The organism is Moraxella sp. TY6 (assembly GCF_048551375.1).
Lineage (GTDB): Bacteria > Pseudomonadota > Gammaproteobacteria > Pseudomonadales > Moraxellaceae > Faucicola.
In genome coordinates this window covers 1-13518 of sequence record NZ_JBLYZJ010000011.1, presented here as the reverse complement: position 1 = coordinate 13518, position 13518 = coordinate 1, and the positions used below count along the sequence as shown (strand labels likewise).

Sequence of the window (13518 nt, the reverse complement as noted above, 5' to 3'; positions counted from 1 at the left end):
TTTTATGCCATGCTTTCAACATTCGGATTAACACAAAAGACACTGGATTCCTGCATCCGCAGGAATGACGATAACAATTTGCCAAAACACCGTTGAACTGGATAAAACCGTTGGCTATTATAGCAAGTTACCCAAGGATTTAGGCAAATCGCACCATGAAAGTTTGTAAAACCGAGTTAACTTTACCTCAACTTCCCCATACCCACCTCGCTAGCACCCACTCGACCAACAGCCAACTGATAGACTGGATAGCCCTAAGCTATCAAGAGCAATCTCCGCTCTCCCACCAACGCCCCCACTACACTCGCCCCCATCGCCTCACCGCAGACACCCAAACTGGTGGACGAGGTCAACACGGTCGTAGTTGGCAATCGCCTTTGGGAAATGTATATCTTTCGCTATATATACCGAATCGTAGGGTGAGTTCTACCGACCAATCTGCGACCATGTTAAATGGTACGGATAACACACCCTACGATGATTCAAACGCTGTTTTTTTAGATAAAAGCCTAGATGGTAGGTTATCGCTATGTGTGGGCTATCAACTTGCTAAAATGCCAGTGATTGAGCAACTTAACCAAACCCAAGAACAACAAAACCTACCAAAAATTGGGGTAAAATGGGTCAATGATGTGGGGTTTTACCAACAAAATAACTCACAACCGCAATTTCAAAAACTCGCAGGGATTTTGATTGAGCCAGTCAGCGTACAAGGCAAAATGCTGGGCGTGGTGGTAGGCATTGGGGTGAATATTAGCCATCCACCGACTTTGACCGCTACCACCCAAGAAGGACTGAATTATCAAGCGATTGGCGTACAGGACTTTGTGGCAGAACCCTTAGCAATCCATGATTTTTATACCCCAATTGAACAAGCGATTTGCCATGCCATCACCCAATTCAATGGTTTTAGCGAGCCGAGTAACGTCACTCAGTTTATCCAAGATTTTGCTAAAGCCGATGTTTTAACAGGTAAAAAACTCCAAATCAACTTACCCATGACCGACAAAGCCCCCATTATCGGTACGGCTCACGGCATTGATAGCAATGGTAGTTTGCAAATTTTACAAGATGACGGCACAATAATGCCTATCTGGACAGGCACGATACAGGTGCTTTAGATTGTTTAGGAAAACACATGACAAAATTATGGCTAGATTTGGGAAATACTCGCTTAAAATATTGGCTCACCGATAACACAGGCACGGTACTCGACCAGTCCGCAGAACAACACCTACAAGCCCCTGCCGAACTGCTTAAAGGCTTGACCTTTCGCTTTGAACGGCTAAACCCTGACTTTATCGGCGTGTCCTCGGTATTGGGGCAAGCGGTCAATCATCAAGTGGCGGAAAGTTTGACACGGCTCAACACACCCTTTGAGTTTGCCCAAGTCAGTGCTAGACATCCAGTGATGAGCAGTGATTACAACCCCAGTCAGTTGGGGGTCGACCGTTGGCTTCAGATGTTAGGGGCGGTAGATAAAGACCAACAACTCTGCGTGGTCGGCTGTGGCACGGCATTGACCATTGATTTGATTGATAAAGGCAAACATTTAGGTGGTTATATTTTTCCCAGTATTTATCTGCAACGTGAAGCGTTATTTTCAGGCACTCGGCAAATTAGCATTATCGAAGGCACGTTTGACAGCATACAGGCAGGCACGACCACGCAAGATGCCGTACATCGAGGGATTTTACTGTCGATTGTTGGGGCGATTAATGAAGTGCTCAAACAACACCCCAACTTTACCCTCGTGATGACAGGCGGTGATGCGCCGATTTTTGAGCCATATTTAATTACTAAACCCATGATAAAACAGGATTTATTGCTAGTTGGATTACAACGTTTTTTTGACAGATAAGCAATTCAATGTCAGCTTTAAAATGAATGTTTGTAGGGGCGTATTGAATACGCCCTCTGTTTAAGATTTTGAATCTCCCCCAACCCCCTCTTTACGAAAGAGGGGGCTATACCGCCATAAATTAAACTAACGCACCTATTGAGTATATTGATTTTGAAGGGTGCGTGGAACGCACCTTACGAAGGTAAATTATTTTAAAAATCATAGATTTATCAATAATGATAACATTTGATATTATAACGGCGTATGATTGGTTTCTTGTTCGACTTTAACCGATAAAATCCGAGAGTTTGCCGTTTCCAAAATAGTAAACACATAGCCTTCCATACTCAAGGTATCATTGACTTGTGGTAAGTCCGACAACTGCGAAATCAAATAGCCCCCAATGGTAAACTGGTCAGCATCAATCAAGAAATCTGGGTCGTTAAGTTCAAGACGCAATTGGTGCAAACTTGCCGTTCCCTCAACCAGCCAATAATCCTCATGTTTGACAATCTCAAGCGTTTCGTCTTCATCTGGGAACTCACCTGCAATCGCCTCTAGCACGTCCAGTGGTGTCACCAAGCCTGCCACTTGCCCATATTCATCAATCACCAATGCCAAGTTACCTTTGGCAGTTTTTAGCATATTTAATAACTTTAAGTTATCAATGGTTTCGGACACAAACACAGGCTGTTGTTTGGCAAGCAGTGGTTTGATGGCACTGTTAATATCCACGACTTCGCTATCAAGCAAATCGAGCAAATCTTTGGCACGCACCACGCCCAGCACTTTATCAATGGTATCACGGCACACAGGGAATAAGCTGTGCGGTGTGTCCAATAATTGTTGACGCATTTCGTCACGGCTACTATTCAGATTGACCCATGAAATCTCGCTACGAGGGGTCATAATGGTCTGCACATCTCGTTCATTTAACGCCAACACACCGCTAATCATATAGCGTTCTTCTTGGGCGAATGGCATACTGTCAAAATCAAAAGCTTCGGCATTATTCTCTGGGGTGATACCGCTCTCTTGCGATTGTGACTGGGTTTTACCGCCCATTAATTTCAAAATCGCATCGGCAGTACGGTCACGAATTGGGATTTGACTTTCGTATTTGGTGCGATTGCGAATGGCAAACTGGTTAAACGCCTCAATAAGAATCGAGAAACCAATCGCTGCATACAGATAACCTTTTGGAATATGAAAGCCCAAGCCCTCAACAATCAAGCTAAAGCCAATCATCAATAAAAAGCTAAGACATAAAATCACCACGGTGGGATGACGACCAACAAATTCGGTCAACGATTTGGCCGCCAAAATCATCACCGCCATCGCAATGACCACCGCCGCCATCATAATTTCAAGGTGTTTTGCCATACCGACAGCAGTTATCACGGCATCAAACGAGAACACCGCATCGAGGATAACAATTTGAGCAACGACAGCGACAAACCCTGCGTGTACCTTGCTTTCGCCAGTATGCTCAGGCTTACCCTCAAGCCGTCCATGTAGCTCGTGGGTGGCTTTAAACAGCAAAAACACCCCACCGACTATCAAAATCAAATCTCGCACGGACAGCCCAAAACTGCCAATCGTCACAATCGGGTCAGTCAAGGTAATCAGCCACGACATCATTGACAGCAAAATCAGACGCATGAGCAGTGCAAGCCCCAGTCCCATATTGCGAGCTTTGGCACGTTGGTGAGGGGGAAGTTTGTTGGCTAAAATGGCAATAAACACAAGGTTGTCAATGCCGAGGACAATTTCGAGTACCACTAAGGTGGCTAGACCCAACCAAGCGGATGGGTCGGTAAGAAGTTCTATCATATAGGTGAATTATTCTGTGATTTTACAATAATGGAAAAGGATTTTTCGCTCAAAACAAAATTAAAGCACTACTTTAACAAATCCATGCAAAAAATCAATGTTATTTTGTGAGTGCTATTGCAAACGATAGCGTGCTGACCTTGCATGAGCCTCAAGGTTTTCTTCCATTGCCAAAATATCCGCCGTTTTTGCCAACTGTTGACTACCTTCTTGGGTACAATAAATCAATGACGATTTCTTTTGGAAATCATAAACCCCAAGCGGTGAGCTAAACCGAGCCGTGCCAGACGTTGGCAATACGTGGTTTGGACCCGCACAATAATCACCAATCGCCTCTGGGGTATAACGCCCCATAAAAATCGCCCCTGCATGACGAATGTCGCCTAGTAGCTCATTAGGATTATCCACCGATAATTCCAAATGCTCTGGGGCAATTTGGTTAATCACCGCCATGCCCTCGGCACGGTTTTTGACCAAAATCAACGCCCCACGATTAGCAATCGCAGTTTTGGCAATCTCGGCTTTTGGCAAAATCGCTAAGGCTTTGTCAATCTCGGCTTGCACCGCTTGAAGTTGGGTTTCGCTAGTCGTCACAAAAATCGCCTGAGCCACCGTGTCATGCTCGGCTTGCGACAGCAAATCCATCGCCAACCAGTCTGCTCTGTCATTGGGTGAACCTTCGGCATATACCAACACTTCGGACGGCCCTGCAATCATATCAATACCGACTTGCCCGAATACTGCACGTTTGGCAGCCGCCACATATTTGTTACCTGGCCCTGTGATTTTATCGACCTGTGGAATGCTTGCCGTACCATAAGCCAGCCCTGCCACCGCTTGAGCCCCACCAATGGTAAAGACTCTATCTACGCCTGCCAAATATGCCGCCGCCAACACCAACGGATTGAGTTCGCCATTAGGAGCAGGCACGACCATGATAATCTCACCCACCCCTGCGACTTTGGCAGGAATGGCGTTCATCAGCACGCTTGAGGGGTAGCTTGCCAATCCCCCCGGTACATAAATACCGACTTTATCAAGGGGCGTGACTTGTTGCCCAAGCATGTTACCAAGGGTGTCGGTAAATGTCCAACTGGTCTGCACTTGTCGCTCGTGAAAAGTGCGGACACGCTCGGCAGATAGCTCTAGGGCGGTTTTGACCTCGCTTGTGAGGTTGTCAAAGGCGGTTTTGAGTTGCTCTTGAGTGATGATGAGTTCGCTAAAACTGGTCGCTGGGTGGCGGTCAAATTGTTGGGTGAGTTTTAGCACGACTTCATCACCGCCTTGGCGGACTTGGGCGATGATGTCATCGACTGTGGCGAGTAATTGGGGGTCGTTGACGGTTTCAAAGGCGAGAAGTTCGCTAAGTTGTTGCTGAAAACCGCTGTCTTGGGTGGATAAAATACGCATGGTGTTGCCCTTAATTCTTGATAAAATATACCTAAGTATAAGGTATTTTACCAAGATTTTGCACCATAAAGGGGTTTTATCTCACATTCATTAGGAATTACGCAAAACACAACATACCTTCAACATTTACGTAAATCCTATGAATAACTGAAGTTACGCAAAAAAGCTTCTAACTTCGGCTGGGCTTTATTCAAATACGCCAAAGAAGTCCAATTTATTGCATGCCTTTATCATTGGCATTTGCACCACTGGTCATTTGATTGGCAAAGCTTTTAGAAAAAGTTTCACCCATCCCATGACCGATTTGGCTAGCAAATTTACCAAACACTTTTTTCATTGGGTCTTCTTCGTTATACACCACTGCATTATCCAGTTTTAGCTGTTTTTCAAGACTGGCAATACTGCCCTTTTTATCAGCCAATCCCAAGTTAATCGCTTGCTCACCACTCCAAAACAACCCAGAAAATAGCTGATTACCTTCTGGGTCTTTGAGTTTGTTGCCACGCCCTTGTTTGACAGCATTGATAAAGTGGCTATGCGTATTATCCAACACGCCTTGCACGTGGGTGCGTTCAAACTCGGTCAAATCACGGCTCATGCTCAAGATGTCTTTATGCTCACCTGCGGTCATCGTGCCGTCTTTGACACCGTATTTATTCATCAAGCCTTCGATGTTGTAGCTTGGCATGATGACACCGATTGAACCGACCAAACTCGATGGATTGACCCAAATTTCGTCCGCCCCTGAAGCGATATAATACGCCCCAGATGCCCCCATATCCTCAATAACGGCATACAGTTTTTTATTGGGGTGGGCTTTTCGCAGTTCGGTCATGGTTTGCCATACTTCATCGGACTGTACAGGCGAGCCACCCGGAGAATTAATGCGTAATGCCACGGCTTTGGCTTGCTCATTGTCAAAGGCTTCGGTCAATGCCTCATTGATAGATTCACTATTGGCTTCGTCTTTGGCACTAATCACGCCATTGACATCAATCACCGCAAGGTGAGGGCTTGCCATGTCAATATCCGCCATGCCTTTTTTGGTGGCGGTGGGGCTACAGCCTTTTGCCATCAACACACCGACCAAAATGATATAACCAAAAGTCAGTAGCTTAAAAAAGATGCTCCAACGTCTGGCACGGCGTTGTTCGACAATGCTTGCCATCAAGGTTTTTTCGAGCAATCGCCACTCTTGCCCTGAATATGGTTGCCCTACATACTGCTCGCCCATGTAAGGTGGATTGGGTGACTGAGAGTTGGGCTGTGGCTGAGTTTGTGAATTATCACGGTTTGGGTCTGGTGGCCAGTTGTCTGACATGAGGTTTCCTTAATTTACTTAATCATTGTATTTTGATAATTATGTGAAAAATCACCATCAATTTGCCATGATAGGGGCTTTCAAAAAAAATTACAATAACTCGCCTGTTAACAAGCTGTTACGCTATTCTTGCTCACCAATCCCCAATTTATCACCGCATTTCAAACGCTACCACGCCAATTTGATGAGATTGGTAAAAACTCAAGGTTTTATCTCGACTTGCCAATGCGAATAACTGTGACTCACTCAAGCGATCACGAGCAAATGGCGAGGTGAGAAAATATGCCTGTTTCGGCTGAATTTCCCCAATCCACGCTGTATCAAGTGGCGTAGCACTGGCATGAATCAGTAAAGCACTGGGCGAAGTCTGACACATGGCGATTTGCATTTGCATAGGCAGTGGGCTACGCCCTGCGGTTAGAAGTGCAGAAAATGGGGCAGAATTAGAAGGTATTTGCGTATCTTGTGCGATTGAAGCATGAGAAGCAGTAATTTTGATAAAGCAACTTTGCGTGGCTTGCCTATCCGCTTCGCTAATGTCAGCGTTAGTTAAATCTAATTGCCACCCTGTCACCGCTTGCACACTGACGCCATCCTTTTGCCACGTCATGCCGTGTTGACAGGCTTTGGGGGTAATTTGTTCAAATGCCCATGCTTTACCTTTATCATCCTTCAAGGGCTTAAGGGGATTCATCCCTGCCAGCCAATACTGCTGAATCGGCACGCCTAATGCCAATTGCTGTATTAGCTGATTGACCGATTCACTTGGCGTTTGGCTAATCACGCCAGTGAGTTTACTGACTTGATATTTTGCCAATAACGGATAAATGCGATTGGTTAATAAATAATTGGTCGAATCCTTATTTGAGGATTGGCTCGCCAAAGGATTTTGAGAAAGTTTGTTATAATAAAATTTTTGTTTATCATTACCCACGCCATGATGGGTTGAATTATCCGCCAAAATGAGCCATGTTTGCTGTGGTGATACCAACAGACTGATGGTCAGTTGTTTATCGTTTAGCACGATGAGTTGCGGTGCGGTGTGTTTGACAATTTCCACACGCATCACCACCACCGCCATCAATAAAGGCACAGCCAACAGCTTCGGCACAGCATTTTTTAGCCCTAACAGCAAAATCGCCAACCCACACAGCACCAATTGCCCTTGGGTCAAACTCACATACCATTGCTTTGCCCATCCTGCTTGTATAAAGGCTTCTAGCCCATGATGAAACGCCTGCAATAGCATGGATAAAGCTGTCCAAATCGGTGAACTCAGCCAACCGCCCACCACTGGCACACATGACAACACGCCTGCCAACATATCCAACGGCACGACTATCAGCCCCAACAACGGCACAGCCACCAAATTGACCAATACACTGAGCAAAGATACTTTGCCAAAAAACCACAGCACAATCGGCATCATCAACACAAACAGCCATAACTGCAAACTTAGCAATGCCCATAGTTGATGGCTAAACGCACTGACAAACAATCGACAATTTTCAGCAAAAACTTGGTCGTTATCCCGCCATACTAGGGTGCGATACTGTTGATTAAACGTTTCGCTAAATTTCATCAACAACCCCACCGCCACAAATGACAACCAAAACCCTGCCTGTAGCACAGCCGTGGGGTCAAACCACATCATACCAAGCCCCACGCCTGCCAACACTCGAAACGGACGTTGCCCCATCAGCCATTGAGTCGCCAATGTCACCGCCAATAATAGCCAAAACGTGCGTTGGGCAGGGATTTCAAAGCCCACCAACATCGCATAAAAACCCGCCACCACCACACTGACCCACAGCATCAGCAGACTACTTGGCATCACTCGCAACCGCCGAGGGCAAACCAGTTTCACCAACCACAGCACCCACACCGACAGCACACTGGCAAGCATCAGCACATGAGGCCCAGAAATTGCTAGCAAATGACTAATCCCTGTTAGTTGATATTGATTTTTGAGGGAAGCGGTCATCAGCCCCCTATCACCTGTCAATAATCCCAATAAAATCGCATGGCTATCTGTCAAGGTAGCAACCAATTGAGCGGACTGACTCGAACTTTCCGCAATGGTTTGTTTCGCAATCGCTTGCTTTAAATGAGCCAATAACTTTTGCCGAAATTGCCACCGCCACTGCTCTGCTGTTGTTTTGATAGTGGTCAATGGGTTGGCAAGGGTAGAATTAGATTGGCTAGTGCGTGTTAAATCAGTATTTTGCGTGGAATTGCTTAGGCTATTTTTGAAGCTGTTTTTATCAACGCTCAATAATTCAGCGGTGGCTTGCACCCCTCGTTGACGTAGCCACATCGCCTCATCAAAGCCGAGATTCACTCGTTTGGCATGATTGGGTAATGGGGCGTTTTGTGGTTGGGTAATCAGTCGTAGGGCGAGTTTGACTTTTATAGTTTGGTTAGGGGAAAGCTGATTCAGCAAAGCTTGCCAATCTGGGTGCTTTTCTAAATTAGCAGTTACCAACACGGTTAATGGTAAAGGTATGGTATTGGGTTTGGTAGTTGCCATATCAGCCGAATCAAGCATTTCCTCATCGTCATTACCATCAGCTTCGGCAAGGTTAACGCTATCTGGATTATCAAAGTGTAAGGCTTGAACTTGCCAAACATGGCGAGGGGTCAATGTGCCAATGGTTAGCGGTGCGTTATCATGGCGTTGAGGCAACACGATACTATCACTAATACTATCACTGATTTGCCCCACACGCACTGTTGCAGTGGCGGTGATGGGCGATATTAACAAACGTTGTTGATAGGCAAAATAATCCGCCAAGCCATAGCTACTACTGCTGACCAATACCGCAAGCGTCATCACGCCATACAATAGGGATATGGCTAAACTATGATAATTGATAAGCGAGGTGTTTTTAACAAACTTATGACGATAAATATAGGTAAGTAAGGTGACAATTATTGCAATACCACCACTGCCCCCACTCAACGTTTGCCATAGCATAGGGTCGGTAGGTAATTGGGCGAATGTTGGGGCATGGCTTACCAATGGCATAACGGCTAAAAATCCCAACAAACTTGCCAAAACCCATAGCCACAATGCCATCTGACTTCCTTGTGATAAATCCATTATTTTTTCACACAAAATTTTAGCCAATCGCTTATCATTAGGCAATCATTAATTATTAGGAACATGAGTTTATGCGGATTTTTAAGGGTATGCTGTTGCTGATTGCAGGGATTTTGCTGATTGATAGCGTGGTGTTATTGGCAATGAGAAAAGTCAATGTGGGGACAATTTTACCGTTATTGATTGGTTTGGCAATGCTTTGGCATACCTTACAATGGCAGTCGCTACAACAATTTTTGCAACGCCATCCCAAACTAAAACAGCTATGGCGATTCGGCATGCTTGGTTTTGTCGGATGGCTGATTAGTTTGGTGGTGTTTGTGGGGTATCTGCGAACGCATTTGTTAAACACTGAACATATCCCTGCAGTAAACGCCATTATTGTGTTGGGGTCAGGCTCAAGAGATGGACAGCCCACACCCACCCTAGCCAAACGCTTGGACGCAAGCGTCCCTATCGCCAAAGCAAACCCCACCGCCCCTGTGATTTTAAGCGGTGGCGTGGATGTGGGGGAAACTGATAGCGAAGCCCAAGCAATGCAAAATTATTTGATAAAAATCCATTATTTATCACCATCACAACTGGTTTTGGAAGATAAAAGCACCAGTACGGAATTGAATCTAAAAAATAGCCAACCACTATTGGCACAGCACGGCATCGCCCTATCCGCACCCATTGCGATTGTCACCAGTGATTTTCACACCTTGCGAGCCAATGCAATTGCCAAAAAACAGGGCTATCAGCAGGTTTATGCGATTGGCAGTGAAACGCCTTTATCCACTCGCTATAACGCTTGGTTACGAGAATATTTTGCCTTTGTCAGTGGGTGGGTATTGGGGGAATATTAAACCGTCACCCAATTGCCATTTTGTAATGCCATCTGCTTATCCGCCATTTGAGCCAATTGGCGGTCATGTGTCACCATCAATAAAGCAGTATTAAAATCTGATTGAAGCTCAGATAAAATTTCAAACACCGCATTGGCATTGGCAAAATCCAAATTACCTGTCGGCTCATCTGCCAGAATCAATGACGGCTTAGTCACCAACGCTCGTGCAATCGCCACACGCTGACGCTCACCACCCGATAATTCTCCGGGGCGATGAGTCAAACGGTGTGACAAACCGACTTTTTTCAGCAAATCAACCGCTTGGTCATGTGCCTCACTGATGGGGACTTCGTTTCGCATTAGCAATGGCATTGCCACGTTTTCGATAGCGGTAAATTCTGCCAACAAATGGTGAAATTGATAAATAAACCCCAAATGTTGATTTCGCAGATTGCCTCGTTGGGTTTCGTTTAAACTATTTAGCAGTTGCCCATGAAGCCACACTTCACCTAAGGTCGGCACATCCAGCCCGCCCAAAATATGCAATAAGGTACTTTTGCCAGAGCCACTCGTTCCCACGATGGCAATACGCTCGCCTTGATTGACACTGATATCCAGCCCATTTAGCACCGTGGTGGTGGTTTTGCCATCTTGATAGACTTTGGTAATATTTTTGGCTTTTAAAATTTCTTTCATCATTGCTTCTTATTAAAAATTAACGGTTATTCATAACGTAATGTTTGAGCAGGTTGGATATTGGCGGCTCGTTTCGCAGGATAAATCGTTGCCAAAAAGCTAATCACCAATGACGCTCCCACGATAATCACCACGTCTTGCCACTCAAGCTGTGACGGCAAATAATTGACAAAATACGCATCAAACAAATGTAAGCCAAAGGCTTTATTCACCCAGCCGACCACTTGACTGACGGACAACGCCATCACCACACCTAGCACCGTGCCTGCCAACGTGCCAATTACCCCAATAAACAGACCTTGCACCATAAAGATTTGGGTAATCAGCTTAGGCGATGCCCCAAAGGTCTTGAGGATAGCGATATCTGCTTTTTTATCCGTTACCAGCATCACCAATGACGACACGATATTAAAGGCAGCCACTAAAATAATCAAAAATAGCAATAACCCAACCATGGCTTTTTCCATCTGAATCGCCCCAAATAGATTACCATGCGTACTCGTCCAATCATTTGGTATCAATAATTTTGGCTGAAGCCGTGCCGACTCCTGAGCCACTTGTGGGGCAGAAAACAAGTCTTTGAGTTTCATGCGAATCCCTTGAGCCCCATCTGGCAAACGTAGCAATTTACCTGCATCACTCATCGGAATAAATGCCATCACATTATTGACCTCTGGGCTGATATCGTACACCCCAGACACGGTAAACCGCTTAAAGCGTGGAATTACCCCAGCAGGCGAAGGCGAAGCCTCTGGTAGCACCAAAGTGACTTTATCACCCACCGTCACGCCCAAAGAATCCGATAAATTTTTCCCAATAACAATATTAAAAGTCCCTGCGGTCAGACTATCAACACTACCTGCATCCATATGTTGATGAATAATCGACACTTTTTTCTCATAATTCGGCTCAATGCCTGTCACCATAATGCCAGCCACTTGCCCATTTGCCGTCAACATCCCTTGTAATTGGATAAAAGGGGCAACCGCCTCGACTTTGGGATTTTTGCTAATATCTTGGGACAGCGTTTGCCAATTGGGAATAATTTCATTGGCGGTGACAGTCGCTTGAGGCACCATGCCCAAAATGCGGTTTTTCAGCTCTCTATCAAACCCATTCATCACTGATAACACGGTAATCAGCACCGCCACACCAAGGGTTAGCCCAATCATCGAAATCAAGGAAATAAAAGAAATAAAACGGTTACTACGTTCGGCACGGGTATAACGCAACCCCACGAACAAGGCTAATGGTCGAAACATCGCACATTCCACTTTGTTAATAAAAACGATAAACTAATAGTCTGACACATTTTTGCCAAAAAACCACCCCAGTTTCTTTGCATTTTTGCTAAAAATAACTTTAAATACACATAATTCAGCAAAAAACAGGTGAAAAATAAAACACCGCCCCCATAAATAAAGCAACATTTAAACAGGAGGTAACCATGACCTTAACCACCCAAGCAAGCAATGCCCCTGACTGCATTTCGCTCAACTGCGAACAAGCTGTTGGACACGCTGACCACTGGTCATGCTTTACCCAAGACATTGCCAACGATGTCCCCAACTGGCTACAAAGTCACATTGACACAGCGACCCTACCCAAACCGCTAGCTGACAGCCCAAGCGAACACCTATTATTGTCTGGCAACCAACCCATTCACCTCAACCAAATTGTCAAATTGGGTGACAATGGTAAACCAGAACGCTTTATCAACGCCTTTCCTTGCGTCAATAGTCCCTACGGACAATGGGCAACCATTGAAGGCATCTACCAATGCCATGACCAAGTTGAAGCCATTTTACGCCTCAAAAATGACGATGGTACGATTTTGTACGCCTTTGACCAATATTATGCCGTCAATGCCCCTCACTACGAAAAAAATAAACGCTATCGCATCAATCTAAGTGCCTTTGCCTACAGCGTCAACCTTAGCAATACCTCAGAAGTCATTGTCGTCACCGAGCCAGAAGCCATCCGCTATCACCGAGCCTTTAATGACATCTTGATGAAAAACAACAATGTCGCCCCAGCCGACCTGCAAGCCCAAATCGCCCAATGGCAACCCAACGCTGAAGACCTACCACTTGAACCCATCGAAATCAATGTGGGGCATATGTGTGCCTATTTATTTGGCGACACCATCGGTCAGCAAGACGAAGCGTGGTGTCAAGGCGAAGTATTGGGTAAACAAACCACCACCTTTAATGGGATAGAATTTGTGCTATTGGACGTGGTGATTTTACGTGAAAGCCTTGATAATCCTGTGGTCGTACGGATGGCTGTCAACAGTACCGCCATTCCAGAAGACATTGTTGTCGGTGACTATATTCAAGCCAATATTTGGCTACAAGGAACGATTTTTCAAGAAAATCAAAACGTTTGACTTGTTTAGGACTTACCCATTTAACCAAATCGTAGGTTGGGTAGAGCTTGCGATACCCAACAATTTGAATGGTTTATGTTGGGTGTCATTCTTC

Annotated in this window: 10 protein-coding genes; 4 read left to right on the top strand and 6 right to left on the bottom strand. The window is 45.3% G+C overall.

The features are described from left to right. The first annotated feature begins 155 nt into the window (after positions 1–155). Both ACK1U4_RS08985 and ACK1U4_RS08980 read left to right on the top strand, forming a co-directional pair. The gene (locus ACK1U4_RS08985) at positions 156–1121 is read left to right on the top strand and encodes a biotin--[acetyl-CoA-carboxylase] ligase (protein ID WP_419401283.1); all 966 of its coding nucleotides are present in this window, start codon (positions 156–158) and stop codon (positions 1119–1121) included. 17 nt (positions 1122–1138) lie between these two features. After that, on the top strand, positions 1139–1861 hold the full coding sequence (locus tag ACK1U4_RS08980) for a pantothenate kinase (protein WP_419401284.1): 723 nt from the start codon (positions 1139–1141) through the stop codon (positions 1859–1861). A gap of 234 nt (positions 1862–2095) precedes the next feature. On the opposite strand, the gene ACK1U4_RS08975 is transcribed toward ACK1U4_RS08980, so the two are convergent. From ACK1U4_RS08975 to ACK1U4_RS08960, 4 genes are all read right to left on the bottom strand, one after another. Beyond that, positions 2096–3676, bottom strand: a complete 1581-nt coding sequence (locus tag ACK1U4_RS08975; RefSeq protein WP_419401285.1) for a TerC family protein — start codon at positions 3674–3676, stop codon at positions 2096–2098. A gap of 114 nt (positions 3677–3790) precedes the next feature. Continuing rightward, positions 3791–5086: a histidinol dehydrogenase gene (gene hisD / locus ACK1U4_RS08970; protein ID WP_419401286.1), complete on the bottom strand. Its 1296-nt coding sequence runs from the start codon at positions 5084–5086 to the stop codon at positions 3791–3793. Positions 5087–5300: 214 nt separating this feature from the next. After that, entirely contained in the window at positions 5301–6407 is a 1107-nt protein-coding gene (gene sppA, locus ACK1U4_RS08965; RefSeq protein ID WP_419401287.1) for a signal peptide peptidase SppA, read from the bottom strand. 151 nt (positions 6408–6558) lie between these two features. Further along, the gene (locus ACK1U4_RS08960; protein WP_419401288.1) at positions 6559–9510 is read right to left on the bottom strand and encodes a ComEC/Rec2 family competence protein; all 2952 of its coding nucleotides are present in this window, start codon (positions 9508–9510) and stop codon (positions 6559–6561) included. A gap of 71 nt (positions 9511–9581) precedes the next feature. On the opposite strand from ACK1U4_RS08960, the gene ACK1U4_RS08955 reads away from it, so the two are divergent. Beyond that, a complete protein-coding gene (locus ACK1U4_RS08955; RefSeq protein WP_419401289.1) occupies positions 9582–10358 on the top strand; it encodes a YdcF family protein in 777 nt (258 codons plus the stop codon). On the opposite strand, the gene lolD is transcribed toward ACK1U4_RS08955, so the two are convergent. Then, positions 10355–11035: a lipoprotein-releasing ABC transporter ATP-binding protein LolD gene (lolD, locus tag ACK1U4_RS08950; RefSeq protein WP_419401290.1), complete on the bottom strand. Its 681-nt coding sequence runs from the start codon at positions 11033–11035 to the stop codon at positions 10355–10357. The two genes, ACK1U4_RS08955 and lolD, sit on opposite strands and share 4 nt — an antisense overlap. A 26-nt stretch (positions 11036–11061) precedes the next feature. Continuing rightward, positions 11062–12297 (bottom strand): lipoprotein-releasing ABC transporter permease subunit, encoded by a 1236-nt coding sequence (locus ACK1U4_RS08945; protein ID WP_419401291.1) that lies wholly within the window; start codon positions 12295–12297, stop codon positions 11062–11064. A 185-nt stretch (positions 12298–12482) separates the two neighbouring features. Here ACK1U4_RS08945 and ACK1U4_RS08940 point away from each other — a divergent pair, with 185 nt between their 5' ends. Next, a complete protein-coding gene (locus ACK1U4_RS08940) occupies positions 12483–13424 on the top strand; it encodes a hypothetical protein (RefSeq protein ID WP_419401292.1) in 942 nt (313 codons plus the stop codon). Positions 13425–13518 lie beyond the last annotated feature (94 nt).